General features: G+C 65.4%; 8 protein-coding genes. 4 read left to right on the top strand and 4 right to left on the bottom strand.

The window, feature by feature from the left end; genetic code table 11:
- Positions 1-9 precede the first annotated feature (9 nt).
- The 4 genes from CCOS864_RS10595 to CCOS864_RS10580 are packed head-to-tail and all read right to left on the bottom strand — an operon-like array spanning position 10 to position 21,355.
- Entirely contained in the window at positions 10-7,887 is a 7,878-nt protein-coding gene (locus tag CCOS864_RS10595) for a non-ribosomal peptide synthetase (RefSeq protein ID WP_244211898.1), read from the bottom strand.
- On the bottom strand, positions 7,884-10,946 hold the full coding sequence (locus CCOS864_RS10590) for a non-ribosomal peptide synthetase (RefSeq protein WP_115086245.1): 3,063 nt from the start codon (positions 10,944-10,946) through the stop codon (positions 7,884-7,886). Before CCOS864_RS10590 ends, CCOS864_RS10595 begins: the two co-directional genes overlap by 4 nt.
- A gap of 10 nt (positions 10,947-10,956) precedes the next feature.
- A complete protein-coding gene (locus CCOS864_RS10585; RefSeq protein ID WP_115086244.1) occupies positions 10,957-12,015 on the bottom strand; it encodes a TauD/TfdA family dioxygenase in 1,059 nt (352 codons plus the stop codon).
- Positions 12,016-12,073: 58 nt separating this feature from the next.
- Complete coding sequence (locus CCOS864_RS10580) at positions 12,074-21,355, bottom strand: non-ribosomal peptide synthetase (RefSeq protein WP_115086243.1); 9,282 nt, start codon at positions 21,353-21,355, stop codon at positions 12,074-12,076.
- Positions 21,356-21,579: 224 nt separating this feature from the next.
- On the opposite strand from CCOS864_RS10580, the gene CCOS864_RS10575 reads away from it, so the two are divergent.
- Genes CCOS864_RS10575 through CCOS864_RS10560 form a run of 4 tightly spaced genes read left to right on the top strand, consistent with a single transcriptional unit; the run spans position 21,580 to position 24,195 of the window.
- Complete coding sequence (locus CCOS864_RS10575; protein ID WP_115086242.1) at positions 21,580-22,782, top strand: PepSY-associated TM helix domain-containing protein; 1,203 nt, start codon at positions 21,580-21,582, stop codon at positions 22,780-22,782.
- On the top strand, positions 22,779-23,315 hold the full coding sequence (locus tag CCOS864_RS10570; protein WP_115086241.1) for a thiamine pyrophosphate-binding protein: 537 nt from the start codon (positions 22,779-22,781) through the stop codon (positions 23,313-23,315). Before CCOS864_RS10575 ends, CCOS864_RS10570 begins: the two co-directional genes overlap by 4 nt.
- The gene (locus CCOS864_RS10565) at positions 23,315-23,629 is read left to right on the top strand and encodes a hypothetical protein (protein ID WP_115086240.1); all 315 of its coding nucleotides are present in this window, start codon (positions 23,315-23,317) and stop codon (positions 23,627-23,629) included. Before CCOS864_RS10570 ends, CCOS864_RS10565 begins: the two co-directional genes overlap by 1 nt.
- Entirely contained in the window at positions 23,626-24,195 is a 570-nt protein-coding gene (locus CCOS864_RS10560; protein WP_115086239.1) for a DUF6162 family protein, read from the top strand. The genes CCOS864_RS10565 and CCOS864_RS10560 overlap by 4 nt, the downstream gene beginning before the upstream one ends.
- The last annotated feature ends 7 nt before the right edge of the window (positions 24,196-24,202 follow it).

Raw genomic sequence — 24,202 nt, 5'->3', positions numbered from 1 at the left:
AAAACTCCTTTAGGAAATCAGCTTTTCAAGCTCTGCGCTTGATAAACGTTTGAGAGCCTCCAAAGATTTAGCCAATTCGTCTTCAAGGGGTTTTGCCTCGTTTCGCAGCCCGCGCGCCTGGCTGCAGAACGCTGCCAGGTCGCTGGCCAGGAACAGATTTTCCAGGGGCACCTCCAGCCCCATCTGCCCGCGCAGACGAACAATGACCTGGGTCGCCAGCAACGAATGCCCACCCAACTCGAAGAAGTTGTCCGCCAGCCCGACCTGTTCGACGTGCAGAACCTGTTGCCAGATCAGCGCCACCTGTTGCTCGAACTCATCGCGAGGTGCCTGGTAGGCCGCAACGGCCTGGTTCAGGTCCGGCAGCGGCAGCGACTGCCGGTCAAGCTTGCCGTTGGGGCTGAGCGGCAGGCGCTCGAGCATGACCCAGTGGGCCGGCACCATATAGGCAGGCAGCGCTGCGGCGACCCAGGCCTTGCAGGCATCGAGCGCAAGCCGGGCTTGGCCGCCAGCTGGCACAAGGTAGGCCACCAGTTGCGCGCCGGTTGCCCCCTGATGCACCTGCACCAGCGCCTCGCCTACCTGCGGGTGCTCAAGCAGGCGGGCTTCGATTTCACCGGGCTCGATCCGATAACCCCGCACCTTGACCTGTTGGTCGAGCCGGCCAAGGTAACCCAGCACCTGGTCCGCGCCTGCCCAGACCAGGTCACCGGTGCGGTACTGGCGCGCCCCCGGCCCGGCAAAGGGATCGGGGATGAAGCGCTCGGCCGTCAAGCCCGGGCGCCCGTAGTACCCACGGGCAAGCAACTCGCCGCCGATACTCAGCTCGGCGGCGACTGCGGCCGCCGCCGGTTGTCCCTGGCTGTCGAGCAGGTACAGCCTGCGCCCGGCCAGGGGCCGGCCGATAGGCAGCACACTCGGTACCGTCTGCTGCGGGTCGAGGTAGACGCTGCAGTCATGCGCGCTGGCGGTCACCGTCGCCTCGGTGGGGCCATAGGCATTGAGCAGTTTTACCGGCGTGGCGAGGGCCTGGCGCCAATCGGCCAGGGCGGCGGCCGACATGGCCTCGCCACCGCAGATCATCAGGCGCAGCGCGGCCATGTCCTGCGGCCCGCCGTGGGCCAGATCACGGGCAATGGTCGCCCAATAGGCGGTGCTCAGGTTGGCCACGGTAATCCCCTGGCTACGGACCTCCTGCAGCCAGCGCTCACTGCTCCACAGCTGGTCGCCGCGCATGATCACCGTCGCGCCGACCGTGAGGCTGGCAAACAGCTGCTCAACGAACGGGTCGAAGTTGAACGTGGCGAACTGCAGCACCCGGTCCCGGGCACTGAGCTGCAACATCTCGATTGCCGCTTGCGTGTGGCGGGCCAGCGCCGCATGACTTACCGCCACACCCTTGGGCCTGCCGGTCGAACCGGAAGTGAAGATCACGTAGGCCAGGTTATCGGCCAACAGCGGTGTCTGCGGATCATCGCTGGCAAAGCCTTGCAGATCGTCATCCAGACTCAACACCTGCAAACCGGCCAGCGCCGGCAGGCGTTGCAGCAAGGCATTGCGGGTCAGCAGCAAGCGGGCGCCGCTGTCGGCGACCATGGCACTCAGGCGCTCCACCGGGTACTCGGGGTCCAGCGGCACATAGGCCGCCCCGGACTTGAGCACCGCCAGCACCGCAACCACCAGGTCGCTGCAACGCTCGATGGCGATCCCCACCAGGGTTTCCGGCCCGGCGCCTTCGCCGCGCAATCGGTGGGCGAGCTGGTTGGCCCGGGCATTGAGCTCGCCATAGCGCAAGTGCTGGCCTTCACAAATCAGCGCAATGGCCTCGGGAGTGCGCGCGGCATTGGCGGCGAAAGCCTCGTGTACCAGCGGGCCAAGGGCGCCGTCCTCGAGCAGGCGCTGCTGCAGATGCTCGGCGTCCAGCAGCGACAACCGTCCAAGGGCTTGGCCGGGATCCTGGGCAAGCCCCATGAGCAGGATGTGCAAATGACCGGCCAGGCCCGCTACGGCGGACGCAGAAAGCGCGGCACGGTCGTAGCTGAACTGGAACTGCAAGGTGTCGCCCAGCCCTGCAGCCAGGGTCAACGGGTAGTTGGTACGCTCGTGTTGTTGCACCCCGTCAAATTGCAGGGCCTGGTCACCCGCCTGCTGCAAGGCCTCGGCGATCGGGAAGTTCTCGAACACCAGAATATGGTCGAACAAGGCCTCGCCACCGCGCCCGGCCCAGCGCTGAATTTCGTACAGCGGCGTGTGCTCATATTCGCGCAAGGCCAGGTTGAGCGCTTGCAACTGTTGCAGCCACGCACCTACGGGTTGTTGCGGGTCCGGGCTGACGATCACCGGCAAGGTGTTGATGAACAGCCCCACCTGTTGCTCGATACCGGGCAATTGCGCCGGACGCCCCGATACCGTGGCACCAAAGCACACGCTGTCCTGCCCTGTGTAGCGTTGCAGCAACAAGGCCCAGGCAGCCTGCACGAGGGTATTCAACGTCAGTCTCTGTCTACGGGCAAAGCCCTTCAACCGCTCGCTGTCGTCGGCGCTCAGGCAGCTGTCGAAGTGACCGATGCCCGAGGCTTGCTCGGGCTTGCTGACAATCGCATCGAGCAACCGCGTGGGCGCTTGCAGGCCAGCCAGCTGCGTCTCCCAGAACGCCTGCGCGGCTGCCGGATCCTGCTCCTGCAGCCAGCCGATGTACTCGCGAATCGAGCGCGCCGGGCGCCCCGGGTCCTGGCCCTGATAGCGCTGCATCACCTCCCCCATCAGGCGCGAGCTGCTCCAGCCGTCCATGAGGATGTGGTGGTGGGTGTAGATCAACTGGTAGGACGATTGCGCGCATCGCACCAGTGCCACGCGCATCAGCGGTGCCTGGGCCAGCTCAAAAGCGCGGGCCCGCTCGCTTGCTGCCAGTTCCTGCAAGGCGGCCTGCAAGTCAGGGCGGCTGCGCCAGTCCAGCAGCTGGAATTCCAGCTCGGCGTGCCGATAGACCGCTTGCAGCGGCTGCGCCTGCTCACCCTGCCAGATGAACCCGGTGCGCAGGATATCGTGCGCATCGACCGTGGCTTGCCAGGCGTGATGCAGGCGCTCGGGGTCCAGGCCACGCACGGTACAGTCGAGCTGGTTGATGTAAGCCCCGGTCTCGGTCTGGTAGAGCGAGTGGAACAGCATGCCCTGTTGCATCGGCGACAGCGGGTAGAGGTCCGCCAGCAGATGGCTGGCCACCGGCAAGGCGTCCAGCGCGGCCTGGTCAAGCCCGGCCAGCGGCGCATCCGAGGGCGTCAGGCCACCCTGCCCGGGCGCCAGGCAATGGCCGACCAGGGCATTCAACTCGGCACCATAGTCATCGGCCAGGCGCTGGATCTGCGCCGGCTCGAACATCGCGTCGCTAAAGGTCCAGTCCAGGCTCAAGCGTCCCTGGTAGACCTGGCCGCTGACCGTCAGCCAGTTGCCCAGCGGCGCCTCCGGGCTGCGTTCGTCACCCTTGGACTCGGTGGCGGGCAGCAACAGCGCCTGGGCATTGAAGGCCCCGTCGACCTGGCCCAGGTAGTTGAAGGTGATACGCGGCGTCGGCAACCCCTGCAAGCGCTCACGGGCAGCTTGCGGGCCGAGGTATTTGAGCGCCCCGAAGCCGATACCACGCTGTGGCACTGCGCGCAGTTGCTCCTTGATCTGCTTGATCGAGTCGGCCAGCGTCGACGCGGGGGCCAGGCGCAGCGGAAACAGGCTGGTGAACCAGCCCACCGTGCGCGAAAGGTCAACATCGTCGAACAGCTCCTCACGGCCATGGCCTTCAAGCTGGACGTTGATCGCCGCCTGGCCGGTCCAGCGGCACAGCACCCGGCTCAGGGCCGTCAGCAGCAGGTCATTGATCTGCGTGCGGTAGGCGCCATTGGCCTGCTGCAACAACCGGCTAGTGGTTTCAGCGTCCAGGCGGGTGACGCACACCTGTTTGCTGGCGCTGCTGGCCGCCTGTGCGAAACGCATGCCTGGCAGCGAAGCGGGAACATCTGCCAACTGCGCCTGCCAGTAATCCAGGCGCGCCTGCTGGGCAGGCGCATGCGCCCATTGCGCCAGGCGCTGCGCCCACTCGCGCAGCGAACTGGTGCGCGGCGGCAATTGCAGCGGCTGCCCGGCCAGGCATTGGCCGTAGGCACTTTGCAAATCTTCCAGCAGAATTCGCCAGGACACGCCGTCGACCACCAGATGATGGGCAGCCAGCAGCAGACGCTGGCTGCCGTCTTCAAGGTTCACCAGCAAGGCGCGCAGCAAGCTGCCGCCGTCCAGGCGCAGGCTGCGCTGCGCCTGGTTGACCAGGCTATCGAGGTCGGCGGCGCTCACCTGATGCCGCTGCCACAGTAGTTCGGCCACCGGCGCCGGCGCCTGCAGGTGGCAGTGCCAGCCAGCGGCGCCAGGCTCGAAGCGGGCACGCAGGGCATCATGCTGATCCAGCAGGGCCTGCAAGGCTTGCTCCAGCACCGGCCCCTGCAGCGCCACCTGCGGGCGCAGCAGAATCGACTGGTTCCAGTGCTGGCGCTGGGGAATGTCGGTGGCGAAAAAGCCCTGCTGGATCGGCAACAGCTGACATACGCCTTGCTCGGCCCCGCGCTCGACCACCTGCCGGGCAGCGCCCTGGGTTGCCTGGGCGGCCAGGCTGCGCACGGTCTGGTGCTGGAAGATATCCCGGGCGCTGAAATGGATGCCGGCGCTACGGGCACGGCTGACCAGTTGAATGGAAACGATGGAGTCGCCACCCAGCTCGAAGAAGTTATCGTCCAGCCCCACCTGCGGGCAGCGCAACACCTCTTGCCACACACTCGCCAAACGCAGTTCCAGGGCCGTCCCGACGCCCTGGCTGGAGGCCACCGACACCGGTGTGACAGGCGCGGGCAAAGCCTTGCGATCAAGCTTGCCGTTGGCGGTCAGCGGCAGACGTTCGAGGACCACCCAGCGGCTGGGCAGCATATAGGCCGGCAGGCGTTCGCGCAGTGCATCAGCCACTTGTGCACTCAACTCGGCAGGCGCTGCAGCGGGGTCGACGGGCACCAGATAAGCCAGCAAGTGCTGTTGCTCGCCTTCCTGCCAGGCCATCACCAGGGCCTCGGCCAGCGCCGGATGACGCCGTAGGCACGCCTCGATCTCGCCGGTTTCGATCCGGTAGCCTCGAATCTTCAACTGCTGGTCAGCCCGACCGATAAACACCAGCTGGCCATCGCCGCCACGACGCACCAGATCACCGCTGCGGTACATCCTGGCACCGGGCTGGGCGGCGAATGGGTCCGGCACGAAACGCTCGGCGGTCAGCCCGGGCTGTTCATGATAACCGCGGGCAATACCCGCGCCGCCCAGGTACAACTCGCCCGGGCAAGTGCTGGCCATCAATTGCAACCCGGCATCGAGCACCAGCGCCTGACGGTTTTGCAGCGCACGGCCAAGGTGGATGGCCGTGTCACCCTCAAGCTCACCGGCCAGCGCACCGACGGTACATTCGGTCGGGCCATAGTGGTTGAACACCCGGCAATCCGGTGCCAGGCGCTTGATACGCTCGAGCAACCCGGGTGTCGGCGACTCGCCGCCGAGGATCAGGCAACGCTGGGGAATGACCGCCTGGTTGTCCTGGCCCAGCAGCGCGGCAAAATGCGAAGGCACCACTTTCAGGGCATCGATGCGCTGCTGCTGCAGGTACTGGCCAAAGCCGTGGCCATCGAGTGCCAGGTCACTGTCGATCAGGTGCAGGGTCCGCCCCTGGCACAAGGCCCCGAACACCACGGTATGGCCGAGGTCGGCTGCCAGGGTCGAGACCAGGGCCAGCCGCTGCACGTCAGCCAGCGGCAGGCGCGCTTCCAGGCCCTGCAGGTAATGCAGCAGCGCCCCATGACTGACCATCACCCCTTTGGGCTGGCCAGTGGAGCCGGAGGTGTGAATCACATAGGCCAGTGCCTCAAGCTCGCTCCGGCATTGCGGGTCGTGCTGCGCCGGGGCATAGGCCTGCGCATCATCAAGGGCCAGGGTCGCCAGTTGCGCGCACGGCGCCAGCGCTTGCAGCGCGCCGGCGCGCCCGAGCACCAGGCTACAGCGACTGGCCTCGACCATCTGCTGCAGGCGCCGTGGTGCCAGCTGGGGATCGAGCGGCACATAGGCCGCCCCACTCTTGAGCGTTGCCAGCAGCGCGACCAGCGATTCCAGCGAGCGCTCGGCAAGTATCGCGACCTTGTCCTGCGCACCGACTCCCAGGGCAATCATGCGGTGCGCCAGCTGGTTGGCGCGGGTGTTGAGCGCGGCGTAGCTCAGTTGTCGTTCGCCCTCCACCAGCGCCAGGCGCTCGGGATGCAACCTGGCCTGTTGCTCGATCTGCCCGTGCACACTGCCCTGCAGCGTCAGCGCTTGGGCTGGCGCCGCACTGGCCAATAGCGCCTGCTGTTGCTGCGGCGCGAGCAGTGCCAGTTCACCCAATGGCCGCTGCGGTTCGGCCAGCGCTGCACGCAACAGGTTAAGCCAGTGCCCGGCCATCTGTTCGATGGTTGCGGCGTCGAACACATCCTCGGCGTAGACCAGCGATGCCTGCAGCTGGCTACCCAGCTCATGGGTGTTGAAGGTCAGGTCGAAACGGGCCGATTCGCTGCCGCTGTCCAGTGCCTGCAGGCGCAAGCCCGGCAGGTTCCGCTCGGTTGCTGGCGCAGCACTGGCCTGGTGATTGAACAACACCTGAAACAGCGGCGTCTGGTTAAGGCTGCGATCAGGCTGCAGGGCATCGACCAGTTGCTCGAACGGCAGGTCCTGATTGGCCTGGGCCTCCTGCACCCGTTCCCGGACCTGGGCAAGCAGTTGCTCGAAGCTCATCCACGGTTCAATCTCGGCCTGCAACACCTGGGTGTTAACGAAGAAACCGATCAGGTGCTGGACCTCGGCACGGCCGCGGTTTGCCACCGGGGTGCCGACCCGCACCGTGCCTGCGGCGCTGTAGCGATGCAACAAAGCCTGGATGCCGGCCAGCAGCACCATGAACAGGGTCGCCCCCTGGCCACTGGCGAAGCGCCGCAAGTCCTGCCCCAGGCCCGGCTCCAGCGCCAGCGTGTGGCGGGCGCCGCGCTGCTCGCGCAGCATCGGCCGCGGGCGATCCAACGGCAACGCCAACGACACCGGTTCGCTGCCCAGCCGTGCCTGCCAGTAGGCCAGTTGCCGATCGGCTTCCCCGGCCTGCAACCACAGACGCTGCCACTTGGCATAGTCGGCATAGTGCACGCTCAAGGCCGCGGGTTGCGCGCCCGCCTGGCCCTGACTGATACGCGCATAGTGACCGCTTACTTCATCGACCAGAATCGGCATCGACCAGGCATCGGTAACGATATGGTGCGTACAGAACACCAGCACATGCTCGTCCTGCCCCAGACGAATCAGCGTGGCACGCAGCAACAGGTCGGTTGCCAGGTCAAAGGGCTGCGCAATCAAGGCGGCCAGTTCGGTCTGCAGAGCCGACTCATCCAGGCCGCTGCGATCCAGCACCTGCAAGCTCAACGAGCGGTCAGCGTGACAGCGCTGCACGACCCTGTCGTCGATCAGTTCGAAGTTGGTGCGCAAGGCTTCATGGCGGTTGATCAGCGCCTGCAGGCTAGCGCCCAGCGCCGCGCAGTCCAGTGCGCCTTGCAGGCGCAACACGGCCGGTTGATTGTAGGCACTCGATTGCGCATCAAGTTGCCAGAGAAACCACAGCCGTTGCTGGGCATAGGAGGCCTGGATGAGTTCGTCGGCCTGCTGGCGCGGCGGGATCGGCAGCATCTCCAGCGACAACCCCTGCTCGATCATTCGCGCCTGCAGTGCTTTCTGCTCCAACGGCCCCAGCGCGGCAAAGCGCTTGGCCAGGGTGAGCATGCGTTCGTTCAGCTGGCTCATACCTGCTCCGCCGCGTCGAACAGGGCTTCGAGGGCATCGACCTTGCTTTCACTCAGGCCGGAATCGCGATACTGCGCCACTTGCTCCGCCAGCAAGGCGACGGTCTCACCCTCGAAGAACACCCGCAGCGGCAGGTTAAGGTTCAGGCGCGCCTGGACTTCGGAGCGGATACGCGTCGCCAGCAGCGAATGGCCGCCCAGGGCAAAGAAGTTGTCATGGATACCCACCTGCTCCAGGTGCAGCGCCTCCTGCCAGATTGCTGCCAGGGTTGCTTCCAGCTCATTACGCGGCGCCACGAACTCGTGGCTCTGCGGCTGCAGCGCCGCCAGGGCATTGCGGTCGAGTTTGCCATTGGGGGTCAGCGGGAAACGCTCGAGCACGCGCACGAAGGCCGGCACCATGTACTCGGGCAGTTGTTCGCGCAAGGCATCGAGCAAGGATTGTTCGGTACTCGCTGGGGTCTGCCCGTCTGTGTGCAGCACATAGGCCGCCAATTGCGCCCCGGCAGCGCTTTCGCGCACGACCACCGCCGCTTCGCGGACACCCGGCAACTGCGCCAGGCGCGATTCGATCTCGCCCAGTTCGATACGAAAACCGCGAATCTTCAGCTGGAAATCCAGGCGCCCAAGGTAGTCGATGCAACCATCGACCCCGGCGCTGACCCGATCCCCGGTACGGTACAGGCGCTGCCCGGGTTCCTTGGCAAAGGGATCGGGAACAAAGCGGCTGGCAGTCAGCCCCGGACGCTGCAGGTAACCCCGCGCAAGCCCCGGGCCACCGACGTACAACTCACCTTCACAACCGAAGCCGGCCATTTCGCCAGCCTCATCCAGGGCCAGCAGGCGGGCGCCAGCGATCGGTGCGCCGATGGGCACCCGCTCGCCTTGCGGATCCTGTTCCAGGGCATGGGCCGAGCACCACACGGCACTTTCCGACGGCCCGTATTCATTGACCAGCAGAGTTTGCGCCAGGCGCTGGCGGTGACGCACGGCGAGCTCCGGCGGACACGCCTCGCCAGCGACGATCACACAACTCAGCGCCGGCTGTTCCAGGTGTTCGAGGATCTGCGCATAGAACGAGGGCAGCGCGAGGAAGTGGGAAATCTGCTCGCGCTCGATCAGTGCGGCAAGGCGTTGCGGATCCTTGTGTTCCTCTTCGCCAGGCAGGCACAGGGTGCCGCCCTGGGCCAGGCTCCAGAAAATCCCGGCAACCGAACTGTCGAAGGAAAACGACGAAAGCATCAGGAAGCGCAACAGCGGCTGGCGATAGAACAGGCCGCGGGCGCGGGTCGAGGCACAGGCATTGGCGTGGCTGATCATCACGCCCTTGGGCTTGCCGGTTGAGCCGGAGGTGTAGATGACGTAAGCCAGGCTCGCCGCAGAATGGCGCTTGCGCAAAGGCAGCAGGTCGCTGGGCGGCAAGGCATCCAGCTGCAAGCGCTGGACCCCGGGCGCCACCTCGATGTCGTCGGCCAGCGGCTGCAGGCTGATCAGGCACTGTGCCCGGGCATCATGCAGCATGAACGACAGGCGCTCGGCCGGATAGCCAGGATCCAGCGGCAGGTAGGCGCCACCCGCCTTGAGAATACCCAGCAAGGCCACGACGATTTCCACCGAGCGCGAACCATACACCGCCACCACGCTGTCGCCACCCACACCGCATGCCTGCAGGGCGCGCGCCAGTTCATCCGCCCGGCGGTCCAGTTCGGCATAGCTCAGGCGCTGATCGCCAATCTGCAAGGCGATACGTTGCGGATGCAAGGCCGCCATCTGCTCGAACAGACCATGCAGGGCATCATCGGCGGCAGCCGGCAGCGCCAGGCTGCGGTCAAAACGGGCCAGCAAGGCTGCGGCCTGCTCGGCATCGACAGTGTTCAGCTGCTCAGGCGCACAGCCAAGATCAGCCGCCGCGTTGAGCGCAAAGGTGTCAAATTGCGTCAGCCAAGCCTGCAATTGAGCAGGTGCGAACCCTTGCCCAGGCGCAGACAGTTGCAGGCAGACGCCATCCGCTTGCGCCCGCGCACTCAGGAAAAGCTTGTCGTTGCGATAGTCATCCAGTTCGACCCGCCACTGTTCAGCCGCTGGCGCCTGGGTGTAGGCGCAGGCAAACACTGGCAGCGCCCCGGCAGCGCTCATGTCCGGTTCATTCAGGCAATCGAGCCAGGATCGGCCCTCGGCCAGTTGCACGGCGAACGCTGCCAGCTGCTCCCGCAACGCCAGGCCAGGCTGCAGGTTGAATGCCTGCGGCAGGCGTCGGGCAAAATGGCCAAGCGTGTGCTGCAGCTGGTCATTGCGTCCGTCGACCTCCAGCGCTACCAGCAGCGGCTGTTGCCGGGTCAGCACGCTGAGGAAACTGCCCCAGAGAAACAGCAGCGCCTCTGGCGGTGCAAGCCCGGCCTCGGCCTGCATTACGGCCAATGCCGAGTTCAGGCCAGGGCTCAAGCGTTGACACTGGTTGCGCTCCCCTGCGCCCTGTTCGATCGCTTCGAAGGGCAAGCGCCGCCCAGGGGCCTGTGCTGCTGCCAGGCCACGCCAGTAGGCTTTGCCCTGGCGAGCGAACGCCTCTTCATCAAGATCGGCCTGCCAGGCGGCGTAGTCGGCATACTGCAAGGCCTCGAAGGGCGCCAGGGTGTCACCCCGGTACAACGCCAGGATCTCTTCTGCCAGTTGCCCGAGCGCTTGCTGGTCGGCGCTGGCCAGGGCCACGCCGACCAGCACCTGCGCGCCGGCCACGCAGGCCACCAGAGGCGCTTGCTCAAGCAACGCATTCAACTGCGCCCGCGCCTGGGCTTCGGTGTGCACAAGGGCAATGCTCACGCGAACCTGCTCGGCGATTTCCTGCACCGGCAGCTTGAGCCCCGCGACCTGGGTGTAACGGGTGCGCAGAATCTCGTGGCGCTGGCCCAGTTCACTCAACACCGCCTCGAGCCGCCCTGGCTCGACCGGCTCGGCAAAATTCAGCCACAGCCGGGCAATGCGCGGTTGTTCGCTCTGGGCCTGGAGAATCAGCGCCTGCTGCGCCGAAGTCTGGAAAATCTCTGCTGGGTTCGCGTCTGTCATGGGGTCTTCCTTAGCCGATCGCCACTTCGCTGCTTTTGAGCGGGATGGCCATTGCCGTGAGTATTTTTCGCGGGCCGGCATAACCGTTGCGCGCATGAATAGTGAAAATGTTGTCGAGGATCACCACGTCGCCCTTCTGCCAGGGGAACTCGACCATGACCTCGCGGTAGAGCTGCTGAAGATGGCGCACGTAGTCCTCGGGAATCGGGCTGCCGTCACCAAAGAAGGTGTTTTGCGGCAGGTCGTCGTCGGCGAACTCGGCACGCAGGCTGTCGCGAATGCTCTCGGGTAAGGTCAGGGCGTTGAAGAAGGTCGCGTGGTTGAACCACACCGTTTCGCCGGTACGCGGGTGGCGCACCATCGCCGGGCCTTTTTGCCGGGTGCGCAGGCGATTACCGGGCTTCCATTCGGGGGTGATGCCGATCTTCGCGCAGTAGGCTTCGACCTCGGCGCGATCCTCGGTCTGGAACACCGTCTGCCAGGGCAGGCCCATGCCGTCGCCATAGTTGCGCACGTAGAGCACGCCTTGGCGCTGGAAGGCCTCGCGCACCTGTGGGTCGATACGCGGCAGAATCAGCCGGGTATCGCCAAACGGCGTCTCGCCACCGCTGGCCGATGGCAGGTCGCAGTAGAAGTACAGGTGCAACGGGAATACCGGCGAGTAGGAGTGCTCGTTGTGCGGGAAGATCTTCTCCGCCGAGGGGTAGTCGGTCGAGCTGTAGACATTGTGCTTGCGGCTGATCTGGGTCCGCGGCGAGGCACGGAACAGGTACTCCAGCGCGCCGCCGGAGATCGCATCGACGCACTGGTTGAATTCGCCGATATCCTCTACCGCAAACCCCCGAAACAGGATGGTCGCGTGCTGGTCGAGCTTGCGTTCGATCAGTTCACGGTTCTGACCGGCCCACTCGGCCAGGTTCACCCCGGCCACCCGCGGGGTGCACAGCAGCGGAATGCTGCTGCCTTCGAACAACGGCGAGAAACTCACCAGGCTGTCCTGGTCCATGTTCAGACTCTTTCGCCGCCCCTTGGCCAGCACCGGTATGGCTTGCGGCTCGCACTTGGACATTTCCCTCTCCCCGTTCGGTAAGGCCGGCAAGCCCCTGGGCCCACCGGCGTGACTATGTCTATTGCACTTGCAGGCGGCTGGCCCGACGCCGAATCGGGTGGTGCGCCTGCAGTTGCGCCTGGCGCGCCGCGACGCGTGCCTGCTCGGCTGCCGCACGAATGTTTGCGGCCTCGGCCAGCACCGCTGCCAGGGTGGCCTGTGGCGCACTCAGCAACTGCTGAAAAATCCCTTGCAACTGAGCGAACAGATCGTCCATGTCGGTGGCCGTATACAGGCTGCCATCGCACTTGAACGCGACCCGAATGGCGCTGGCGTCGTTGACGAACTCGACGATCAAGTCCAGCTCCGTCGCCGCCTGCCCCGCCTCGCAACTCTCTACTCGCAGCCCTTGAGGGTGCGGCATGGCCGCACTGCCCTCCTGGTAGATGAACTTGATTGCAAACAGCGGCGAGCGCCCCGCCTGGCGCGGTAAGCGCAAGGCCTCGACCAGACGATCGAATGGCAGGTCCTGATGGTCCGAAGCCTCGATCACCGTGGTCCGGCAACGGCTCAGCCATTGCTCGACCGTGGCTTGTTCGTTCACCTCTAGTTGCAGTACCAGTTGGTTAACGAAGAAGCCGACCATTTCTTCAATGCCGGCATGATTGCGGTTGGCGATATCGGTACCCAGGCGCACGCGCTGGCTGTCGCTGCGCTGGGCCACGGCCAGGGCAAAGCCCGACAGCAGGAGCATGTACAGGGTCAACCCCCGGTCCTTGGCATGGGCGCGCAAGGCTTCGCTCATGGATGCGCTGAAAGCGAACCCGTGAACCTGGCAGCCGCCCTCGCCGGTGATTGCCAAGGGCAGCTGCGAGCCCGGCAAGCGGGTCAGCGCATGCTGGTCACCGAGGGTGCTGCGCCAGTAGGCGAGCTGTCGCTGCATTTCGCCAGCAGCCAGCCACTGACGCTGCCAGACGGCAAAGTCCACGTAGCCCAGTTCAACCGCCGGCAGCGGCGCGGCCTGGTGTTGCGCGAAGGCGTCATAGAGGGTGACAAACTCACGCAGCAGGATGGCGAAGGACCAGTGGTCGGCGACGATATGGTGCAAAGTCACCAGCAGGTAATGCTGCTCGGACGCCACCTGCACCAGCGCTACCCGCAGCAATGGCCCTTTGACCAGGTCGAACGGCGCGTTGGCTTCGCGCTCCAGCACCTGCTCCAGCCTGGCCTGGCGTTGCTCGGCGCACAGCTCGCGCAGGTCGATCCGCTGCAGCGCCAGCGGCATGCTCGCGTGTTGCAACTGCCAGCTATCCCCGCCTTCCTGCAGGTAAGTGGTGCGCAGCACCGCATGGCGTTGAATCAGCCCCTGGAACGCCTGTTCGATAGCGCCGACATCGAGCACGCCGTCGAGCCTGAGGGCGCGAGGAATGTTGTACATCGAGCTTTCCGGCGCCAGTTGCCAAAGGAACCAGAGCCGCTGCTGGGCATAGGACAACGGCTGAAGCGGCTGCTGTGGCGCTCGCTGCAACGGCGGGGCAACGCCCACTGGCTGCTGGTCGAGGCTTTGCAGGGCCTGGGCAAAAGCGCCCAGGTCGGCAGCTTCGAACAGTAGCCGCAACGGAACATCCAGCCCCAGGGCATGACGCACCCGGCTGATGACCTGGGTGGCCAGCAACGAATGGCCGCCGAGGTCGAAGAAGTTGTCGCGCAAGCCGACCCGGGCAACCTCCAGCACGTCAGTCCAGTACTGCGCCAGCTGGCGCTCCAGGGCCGTGACCGGCGGCACATGATGGTGCTGCAGCAAACTGGCATCCGGCGCCGGCAAGGCCTTGCGATCCACCTTGCCGTTGGGCGTCAGCGGCAGTCGCTCGAGAATCTGCCAGTGCGACGGCAGCATGTAATCGGGCAACCCCTGGCTCAGCGCCTGACGCAAATGGTCGCGCAAGGCCATGCGTGTGGCGACTTCTTCAGCGGCCAGTGGCTGCTCTGGCACCACGTAGGCCACCAGTTGCTGCCCGCTCGCGGCCGGCACGGCCAGCACCACCGCCTGGGCGACTTGCGCCTGTTCCAGCAGCCGCGCCTCGATCTCGCCGATCTCGACGCGAAAGCCGCGAATCTTCACTTGATGATCGATCCGCCCGATGTACTCCAGCGCACCGTCGTCCAGGTAGCGCACCAGATCGCCGCTGCGATACAGGCGGGCCCCGGGCGAGGCGGCAAAGGGGTCAGGTACGAAACGCTCGGCGGTCAACGCCGGCCGACCGTGATAACCGCGGGCCAGGCAGGTGCCGCCGATATACAACTCACCCACCGCCGCGCGCGGCTGCAGGCTCAGATCCTCGGCCAGCACGTAGGCACTGCGCTGGGCAACCGGGCGACCGATCGGTGCGTAAACCGAATCGATGCCGGTGTGCGTATCGGCTTCCCACAGAAACGGCGTGATCACGGTTTCGGTCGGGCCATAGCCGTTGACGATGTGCTGGGGTTGCAACACCGCCTGAATCTGCTCGAAGCCCTCTTTCGGGAACGCCTCGCCGGCAACGTTGAACGAGCGCACTTTCACCCGACGCTCAGAGGTTGCGGCCCAGGCAGCCAGCTGGCAGGCATACTGGGTCGGGAAATAGACGATGCTGGCCTGCTCGGTCTCGATCACCTGCAGCGCCTCTTCGGCGCTCCAGAGCCCCTCGCCGCGCAAGATACAGCGGGCACCACTGACCAGCGGCAACAGCCACTGCTCGGTGCCCCAGTCGAAATTCAGCGAAGCGAAATGCAGGAACCGGTCATCCGGCGAAACCCGGTAGCAGTCCTGCATGGTGCGAATATGGGTGAGCAAGGCCCCCTGCTCCAGGGCCACGCCCTTGGGCTGACCGGTCGAGCCGGAGGTGTAGATCAGGCACGCCAGGTTGTGCGCCGACAGTTCGACCTGCGGGTTGCTGTCATCAGCGGCCAGCTCCAGACTGGCGTAGTTCAGCACCCGGACGTTGTCGGTGCCGACCAGCCCGGCACACTGCGCCTCGGCCAGGATCAGCCTGACACCGCTATCGGCGATCATGTAGGCCAGGCGCTCGGCAGGGTACTCAGGGTCCAGCGGCACATAGGCACCACCGGCCTTGAGAATCGCCAGCAAGCCGACGATCAGCGCCTCGCTGCGGTGCATGCAGATCCCCACCAGCACATCCGGGCCAACGCCGTCGCTGATCAGCCGCCGGGCCAGGCGGTTGGCCCGGGCGTTGAGCGCCTGGTAGCTCAATTGCCGTTGCCCGACCACCAGCGCCACAGCCTGTGGCCGGGAGTGGGCCTGGGCCGCAATCATCTGCGCCAGCCCGAGCGGCGGCTCGGCAACAACCCGGGCTTGCGGCCAGGCCAGCAGCGCCTGACGCTCGGCGGCCGTCACCAGGTCGAAATCAGCCAGCACCCGGTCACCACCCTCAATGAACTGTTCGAGCAGGCCGTGCAACTGGGCCGCCAGCCCGTCAATGGCCGGGGCAGCAAACGCCGCCTGCTGATAGCTGTAGTGCAGGTCCAGGGTCTGGCCCAGGGTCACGGCGATGGTCAAGGGATAGTTGGTGCGTTCAAGGTTACTGACGGCACCGAACTGCACACCCAGCCCTTGCCCTTCGGCCAGGGCAGCGTCCAGCGGGTAGTTCTCGAACACCAGCAAGGTATCGAACAGCGCATCGCTGCCCTGCCCCGACCAGCGCTGGATATCGAACAACGGCGTGTGCTCGTGCTCGCGCAGGGCCAGGTTGGTCTGCTGCACCTCTTGCAACCAGCGACTGAGGGTGTGCCCGGACTGCGGCCGGGCAATCACCGGCAGGGTGTTGATGAACAGGCCAATCTGTTGCTCGATGCCGCGAATCTGCATCGGCCGCCCAGCCACGGTAGCCCCGAAGGCCACCGTGTCCTGCCCGGTGTAGCGTTGCAACAGCAGCAACCAGGCCGCCTGCACCAGCGTATTGAGGGTGACTTTCTGCTGGCGGGCAAAACCGCTCAGGCGCTCGGTCATCTCGCTGCCCAGGTGCTGATAATGATCGCCATGGGCACAACGCTCGGCGACGGCCGCGGGAGCCCGCAGGGCATTGGCCAGGCGTGTGGGCAGGGCCAGGTTGGCCAATTGCGTACGCCAGAACGCTTCACTGGCCTGCGCATCCTGATGCTGCAGCCACTCGATGTAGTCCCGGTACCGACCCGCTACCACCGGCACCGCCTGGCCGCTGTAGCGCTGGAGGACTTCGCCGAGCAGGCGAGCGTTGCTCCAGCCATCGAGCAACAGGTGATGGCTGGTCTGGATCAGGTGGTAGCGCGCTGCTGCGGTGCGTACCAGGGTCAGGCGCAGCAAGGGCGCCCGGCTGAGCGCGAAGCCATCCAGGCGTTGCTGCTCGGCCAGTTGCCCAAGGGCCTGTTCAAGGTCGTCGCGATCACGCCAGTCCAGTACCTGCCACGGCAGCTCGACCTGCTTGTAGACCATCTGCAGCGGGCGCTCCAGCTCACCTTCCCAGACGAACCCGCTGCGCAGAATATCGTGGGCCTGCACCGCACCTTGCCAGGCAGCGTGCAAGCGCTGTGGGTCAAGGCCATCAACATCGACGCGCATCTGGTTGATGTAATCGCTGCCACCTTGCTCGTACAGGCTGTGGAACAGCATGCCCTGCTGCATCGGTGACAACGGGTAGATGTCTTGCAGTTCGCGACTGCACACCGGCAGACGGTCAAGGGCGCCTTGATCCAGGCGTGCCAGGGCAAAGTCCGAGGCAGTGGCCTGGCCCGGCGCCTGCTGGCAGCAATGGGCAATCAGTTCGCGCAGCTCGTCGCTGAAGGCGTCGACCAGCGCCTGGATGCTGTCGGGGGCGAACATCTGCTGGCTGAAACCCCAGCGCAAGGCCAGCTCGCCGCCGTACACCTGCCCTTCCACGGTCAACCAGTTGGCCAACGGCGCCTGCGGGTCCTGGGCCCGGCCGCCGCTAGCGCTAGCCGGGACGAACAGCGCCTGCTCGTCGAACTGGCGATCGAACTGGCCCAGGTAGTTGAAGGTCACCCTTGGCTTTGGCAGCACAGCCAGGCGCGCAGCCAGCTGCGGCGCCCCCAGGTAGCGCAGCAAGCCATGACCGATACCCTTGCCGGGGACGCCGCGCAATTGCTCCTTGACGCCCTTGATGGCCTCGCCGATCTCGGTTGCCGGCACCAGTAGCAGCGGATACAGGCTGGTAAACCAGCCGATGCTGCGCGACAGGTCGAGGTCATCGAACACGTCCTCGCGGCCATGCCCTTCAAGCTCGATCAACACCCCCGGAGCCTTTGTCCAGCGGCTCAGCACCCGCGCCAGAGCCGTCAGCAACAAGTCATTGACCTGGGTGCGGTAGGCCGCTGGCGCCACTTGCAGCAACTGCCGGGTGGTGTCGGCATCGAAGCGGCACTCGATCTTCAGTTCATGGCGGTTTTCCAGGCTGGCCCCAGGGTCGGCGGCAGGCAACTCGGCAACGCTGCTGGCCTGCAGTTGCGATTCCCAGTAATCCACCTCGTCGCCGCGCCGCTGCGCTTCCTGCTCAAGCTGCAACGCCCAGTCCTGGTAGGCGCTGGTGCGAGGTGCCAGGGTGGGCACTTGCCCCTGCTGGACCTGGCGATACAGCGCTTGCAAGTCTTCCAGCAGAATCCGCCACGACACCCCGTCGACCACCAGGTGATGAAGCACCAGCAGCAGTTGCTGGGTCCCGTCAGCCAGGTCCAGCAGCAACACCCGCAGCAATGGGCCGTGCTGCAGATCCAGGCTGCGCTGCGCTTGTTCGCAGCATGCCAGCGCCTGCTGCGCGTCACTGGCCTGGCGTACCCAGAGCACTGCGCCCGGCTGCGCCGCGTACTGTTGCTGCCAACCAGCGGCCTGCGGGGTAAAACGCAAGCGCAAGCTGTCGTGATGGCCCAGCAGGTGGTCCAGCGCCTGTTGCAGGTGCTGCGCATCCACCGGCTCACGCGGGGTCAGGAGCAACGACTGGTTCCAGTGCTGGCGCTGCTCGATCGCCTGGTCGAAGAACCAGCGCTGGATCGGCGTCAGGACGACATCGCCACTGGCCGCCGCCCGCGCCACCACCGCCTGGCCGCGACCGGCCACCTGGGCCAGGCTGCGCACCGTCTGGAACTGGAAAATGTCCTTGGGACTGAGGACCAGACCTACCTGGCGAGCGCGGCTGACGACCTGCATGGAGACGATGGAGTCGCCGCCCAGCTCGAAGAAGTTGTCCAGCACACTGACCTGCTCAAGCCCCAGCAGGTCCTGCCAGATCGCCACCAGCGCCTGTTCGTGTTCATCGGCGGCGTCCACGTGCTCGCGCGCCGCCAGGAGCGTATCGGCCGCCGGCAGCGCCTTGCGATCGAGCTTGCCGTTGGGCGTCAGCGGTAGCTGCGCCAGGAATATCAGCGCCGCAGGCACCATGTAGTCCGGCAGGTGCTCGGCCAGTGCGGCCTTGAGCTGTTCGCGCAGGGCGATCTGCCGGGCAGCCTGGGCATCAACGATCGTCGAGTCGACGGGCACCCCGTAGGCGACCAACTGCTGGCCGGCCGGTCCTTCCTGCACCAGCACCGCCACTTCCCGTAGCAACCGTGTGCCCAGCAGGCGGGTTTCGATCTCGCCCAGCTCGATCCGAAAACCGCGGACCTTGACCTGGTGATCGATACGCCCGACATACTGGATTTCGCCGCCGTCGCGGTACCGCACCAGGTCGCCGGTGCGGTACAGGCGTTGACCTTCGCCGGCAAACGGATTGGGCAGGAACTTCTCGGCGGTCAGCCCCGGCCGGCCCAGATAGCCGCGCGTGATGCCGGCCCCCGCCAGGTACAGCTCGGCAGCCCGCCCCTGGGCTACCGGTTGCAACTCGGCATCGAGCAGATAGCTGGCGGTATGCGGCAACGGGCGCCCGATACTGGCCCGCCCACCGGCCTGGCGACGGGTCCAGGTCGAATAGGTGGTGTCTTCGGACGGCCCGTACAAGTCGTAGACATGCTCCAGGCCCGGGAGTTGATAGAGGCTGTCGACCAGGCTCTGTTTCAGCGGCTCGCCTGCCAGGTTGATAATCCGCACGCCCGGCGGGATCTGTCCGCTGCGCTGCAATGCGCCAATCGCCGACGGCACGGTGTTGATCAGGCGCACCTGATCACGCCCAGGGAGTTCGGGCAACGCCAGGGCATTGCGCGCCAGCACGATGAAGCCACCACCGGCCAGGGTCACGAACAATTCCCAGACTGACAAGTCGAAACAGATCGACGTGGACGCCAGCACCCCCTGAATGTCTTCTGGGCGATAGGCCTGCTGCGACCAATGCACCAAGGCCAGGACATTGCGATGAGTAATCGCAACCCCCTTCGGACGCCCGGTGGAACCGGAGGTATAAATGACATAGGCGAGGTTGCTGGCGCTGCCGCGCAGGCCGGGGGCAGTGGGTGGCCAACTGCTCAGCGCCGACTCTTGAGGTTCGACCAGCATTACCTGTGCACGGGTTTGCAAGGCCAGTTGCTCGACCACCCCGGCATCACTGAGCAGCACCCGCGCACCGCTGTCCTCAAGCATGTACGCCACCCGCTCGGGCGGGTAATCCGGATCCAGCGGCACATAGGCACCGCCGGCCTTGAACACTGCCAGCAACGCCACCAGCAGGTGTGGGCTGCGCGGCAAGGCGATGCCCACTCGCACCTCCGGGCCAACCCCGGCGGCGATCAGGCGATGGGCCAGGCGGTTGGACCAACGCTCGAGCTCAAGGTAGCTGTAACCCTCGTGACCGTGCAGCAACGCCAGCGCATCGGGCTGTGCGGCGGCCTGCTCAGCGATCAGCTGGTGCACACAGAGGTCCTGACGGTAGCCTGGGCCGACCGGGTTCCAGTCATGAACCATGCGCTGGAATTCAGCAGGGTCGAGCAGGCTCAGTTGGCCGATGCTTTGCTGGGGCGAGGCGACCATTGCACGCAGCAGGTTCAACCAGTGCCCGGCCATGCGCTGGATCGTTTCCAGCGTGAACAGGTCTTCGGCAAAGGTCAGTGCCGCCTGCAACTGTCCGGCCTTTTCCCAGGTGTCCAGGCTCAGGTCGAACTGAGTGGTGCGCCCCTGCTGTTCGATCAAGCCCAGGCTCAGGCCCGAAGCAGTCTTCACCGAGGTAATGTCGGTGACCACTGGCTGGTGGTTGTACATCACCTGAAACAGCGGGTTATGGCTCAGGCTGCGCTCCAGCTTGAGCGCTTCCACCAGGCGCTCGAACGGCAGCTCCTGATGTGCCTGCGCCCCTAGCGCGGCCTCGCGCACCCTGGCCAGCAGTTCGCTCACGCACGTCTGGCTGTCGACCTGGCAACGCAATACCTGGGTGTTGACGAAAAAGCCGATCAGGCCCTCGACCTCATTGCGATTGCGGTTGGCAATCGGCACGCCGACGCGCAGGTCGGTCTGCCCGCTGTAGCGATGCAACAGGCATTGGAATCCGGCCAACAGGACCATGAACAAGGTCGATTGATGGGCCTGGGCCAAACCCCGCAGTTGCTCGGCCAGCGCCGTATCGACCGTGAAGGTGTAGCGCTTGCCACGGTGGCTCGGCAACGCCGGCCGGGGGAAATCACAGGGCAGCTCCAGCACCGGATGCTCGTCGCCCAGCACCGATTGCCAGTACTGCAGTTGGCGCTCCTGCTCTCCGGCTTGCAACCAGCAACGCTGCCACAGCGCGTAGTCGCTGTACTGGATCGGCAGCGCTGGAAGCTCGGGAGCCTGGCCGCGCTCATGGGCGTCGTAACAGCGAACGAACTCATCGATCAGCACGTTCATCGACCAGCCGTCGGAGACAATATGGTGCAAGGTCAACAGCAGTACGTGGCGCTCGGGGTCAAGCTGCAGCACGGCCACCCGCCACAAGGGGCCCTGCTCAAGATCAAAAGGCCGCAGCGCCTGTTGTTGCGCATGTTCACGGACGGCGGCGTCCTGCTGCGCCGGGTGCAGTGCACTGAGGTCGATGCATTCTATCTGCAGCGCTTGCGGCGCCGGCACTTGCAGCAGGCTCCCGTCGTCCTGCCGGGCGAATGCGGTACGCAGGGTCTCGTGCCGCTCACTGAGGCTGATGAACGCTTTTCGCAGGGCCTGTTCATCCAGGCGGCCCTGCAAGCTGACCGCCCCCGGCAGGTTGTAGGCGGCGCCTTGCGGCTCCAGTTGCCAGAGAAACCACATGCGCTGCTGCGCATAGGACGGCAGACCGCGCTCGGCTGCCTGAACCTGGGCGGGAATGGGAAAGAGCGCGAAATCGACCCCTTCACGGGCCAGTGCTTGCAGAAAGATCCGGCGCTTTTCCGGCGGCAATTCTAGGAATCGGCTGGCAAGTTTACGGGAGTCTTGTGCATTCATCGGCGTTCATCCATCCAGTGGGGCAGCGAGCCGGGCAGCTCGGTGTCCATGGGAAACGGATGGCCAACGGGGAAAATTAACCGTTGTAGCGGGGCGCCACCGGTCGGCTGAAACATTTGCTTTCAACTAACCCTGCGGGTTTTACGATTCTCGTTCGTCTTATCTATTGCAGTCCCAAGGCTGAGCATCGGCTCGACCTCAATTTCTCTGAAAAGACACCTGCAATGTCCCAGAAAGCGAAAAAGTCCAAATCCAGGCTGTGGTTCCTGGTCCATAGCTGGCTCGCCCTGCCGATCTGGTTTTTCGTCCTGATCGTCTGCGTCACCGGCACCCTGGCGGTGGTCAGCCAGGAAATCGTCTGGCTGGCCAACCCCGATGTGCGCGCCAGCAAGCCTGATGGCGACGCCGAGCGGCTGAGCTTCCAGCAGGTGCTCGATGCCCTGCACAAGGCCGAGCCGGACATGGCCGTGAACTTCATCAGCCAGCCGGATGGCTCGCACTTCGCCCTCACCGCCTCCGTGGTATTCCCGGACGGCAGCGCGCCGACCCTGTACGTCAACCCCTACACCGGGGCGATCCAGGGCAAGAGCCCGTCGTTCAGCTTCGAGGCCTTCACCCGTGCCCTGCACGGCTGGTGGCTGGTGCCGTTCACCAATGGCTACAGCTGGGGCTGGTACCTGGTGTCGCTGCTCGGCCTGCCGATGCTGGCCTCGCTGGTCACCGGGCTGGTGGTCTATAAACGGTTCTGGAAAGGTTTCTTTAAGCCGACCTTGCGCTTCAACCATGGCGCGCGGATCTTCTGGGGCGACTTCCACCGCCTGAGCGGCATCTGGTCGATCTGGTTCATTGCGGTGATTTCCATCACCGGCACCTGGTTCCTGATCCAGGCGATCCTGGGTGACAACCACATCACCCTCTCCACGGAACCGGTGGTGCCGGTGATTGCCCGTGAAGACGTGCCACGCACCGAATCGGGTGCACCGGCCCCGCGCATCAGCCTGGATGACGCCACGCGCATCGCCAAGGAGCAGATCCCTGGCCTGGACGTGAGCTTCGTCTCCCTGCCCGGCAATGCCTATGCCCACGTCTACCTGGGCGGACGCGGCTGGTACCCGTTGATGTTCCAGACCGTCAACGTCAACCCGTACAACAGCAAGATCGAGTCGCAGTTCCTGATCGACGACCGCTCGACCCTGGAGTTCGTCACCGAATCCATGCGCCCGCTGCACACCGGCGACTTCGGCGGCCTGGCGATCAAGCTGATCTGGGCTTTCTTCGGCCTGGTGCTGTCGATGATGGTCTTGAGCGGCCTGCTGATCTGGACCAAGCGTACTGCCCAGGCCACCGCCGCCGCCCTCAAACGCGAGCAGAGGCCTCGCAAGCAAATCGCCACCGCTACCGATACCGCCACGGAGGCCAGCCTATGAGCAAGGCAGCAGTTGCGCCGCAAAGCCCGTTGAGCCGTTTCTGGCACAAATGGCGCTTTCACCTGAACATCCTGTTGTTGCTGATTCCGCTCGGCTTCATGCCCAAGTACTTTGCCGACGCGGCGTTGTTTCGCGGTGACAGCGGCCTGGGCGAGCGTGAGCTGGGCGAGATCCAGGTCGGCCCCTGGAGCGTGCAGCTGGCCGAGTTGCGCGATGAAGCTCCGCGCGCCGATGGCCCTGCCGGTTACTTCAAGGCCTTCAATCTGGCCCTGTGCCAGGCCTGTATCCCCGAGGTCAAGGCGGCTTACCTGCGCATCGGCAAGCCGCGCAGCCTGCGTGCCGCCGGGACAATCTTCTTCGGCACCCCGTACCGCATGAGCACCGGCCTGCCAATCCCGCTCAAGACCCGCGCGGACGCCGACATCTGGATCACCCTCGAAGGCTGGGACGGCAGCATGCACCAGGCCGCCGTGCCGCTGAGCAAGGCTTCGCCGGCCACCGTTGCCTGGCTGAACAAACAAGGAGGCAAATGATGAAGTCCCGCAAGCTGCTCCTGCCGTTACTGCTGCTCGGCGCTGCCGGCCCGGCCCTGGCCCACAACCCGATGTGCGAATGCAAGCCGATCGATGGCGAGCAGATCGAATGCACTGGCGGCTTTTCCGACGGTAGCGGCGCGCCCGGTGTAACCCTCGATGTGATCGGCTACAACGAAGAGATCCTCGTGCCGGGCAAGCTCGGTGAAAACTCCAAGCTGACTTTCAAGCGCCCGGACGGCGAGTTCTACGTGCTGTTCGACGCCGGCCCCGGCCATGTGGTGGAAATCGACTACGCAGATATCGAGCAATGAGCCGCGTCCAGGTGGTGCGCCCGGCCGGCGCCGGGCATGAAACCTTGTACGTGCTGCTGGTCAGCCTGCTGATCCTCGCGGTGGCCGCCGGCATCGTTGCCCTGCGCGGCGAACGGCATGACGAGGTGAGCATCGAGGCCCACCAACTGGATGCCCGCCGCGACCTCAATGCGGCCGAGCAAGGGGTGTACGCCGACCTGCGGGTGGCCTTCGACGAGATCCAGGCACGCCGCGAAGAGGAGCCGCAACTGCTGGCTGTCGAAGTCCTCGCCGAAGAAGGTTTCCCTCCATTTGTGCTCGACGCCAGTAGCGCCAGCCGCGGCCAGCACCAGTGGCAACTGCTGCAGGAGCGTGCCTATCTGGGCCTGAGCCAGGCCAGCGCGGTGGCCGGCAGTTTCCTCCTGCTGGTGCCTGAAGCCCAGGACGGCGCCGCCGATGTCTGGCTGCAGCGCAGCCCCGCCGCCGCCGTGCCTGCCGACTTCAGCCAGGCCGCCCTGATCGCCGCCGGCTGGCAACAGATCGCCGCCCACTACGACGCCGGCGTCACCCGCCAGCATAGTCACTGACACAAGG

It is taken from the genome of Pseudomonas wadenswilerensis, assembly GCF_900497695.1.
In the GTDB taxonomy this organism is placed as follows: Bacteria; Pseudomonadota; Gammaproteobacteria; order Pseudomonadales; family Pseudomonadaceae; genus Aquipseudomonas; species Aquipseudomonas wadenswilerensis.
This window is presented reverse-complemented; position numbering and strand designations above follow the sequence as displayed.

Coding starts and splice junctions, on each gene's coding strand:
- CCOS864_RS10595 (WP_244211898.1), bottom strand. CDS start 7,887: ATGAGCCAGCTGAACGAACGCATGCTCACCCTGGCCAAGCGCTTTGCC.
- CCOS864_RS10575 (WP_115086242.1), top strand. CDS start 21,580: ATGTCCCAGAAAGCGAAAAAGTCCAAATCCAGGCTGTGGTTCCTGGTC.
- CCOS864_RS10570 (WP_115086241.1), top strand. CDS start 22,779: ATGAGCAAGGCAGCAGTTGCGCCGCAAAGCCCGTTGAGCCGTTTCTGG.
- CCOS864_RS10560 (WP_115086239.1), top strand. CDS start 23,626: ATGAGCCGCGTCCAGGTGGTGCGCCCGGCCGGCGCCGGGCATGAAACC.
- CCOS864_RS10590 (WP_115086245.1), bottom strand. CDS start 10,946: ATGACAGACGCGAACCCAGCAGAGATTTTCCAGACTTCGGCGCAGCAG.
- CCOS864_RS10580 (WP_115086243.1), bottom strand. CDS start 21,355: ATGAATGCACAAGACTCCCGTAAACTTGCCAGCCGATTCCTAGAATTG.
- CCOS864_RS10585 (WP_115086244.1), bottom strand. CDS start 12,015: ATGTCCAAGTGCGAGCCGCAAGCCATACCGGTGCTGGCCAAGGGGCGG.
- CCOS864_RS10565 (WP_115086240.1), top strand. CDS start 23,315: ATGAAGTCCCGCAAGCTGCTCCTGCCGTTACTGCTGCTCGGCGCTGCC.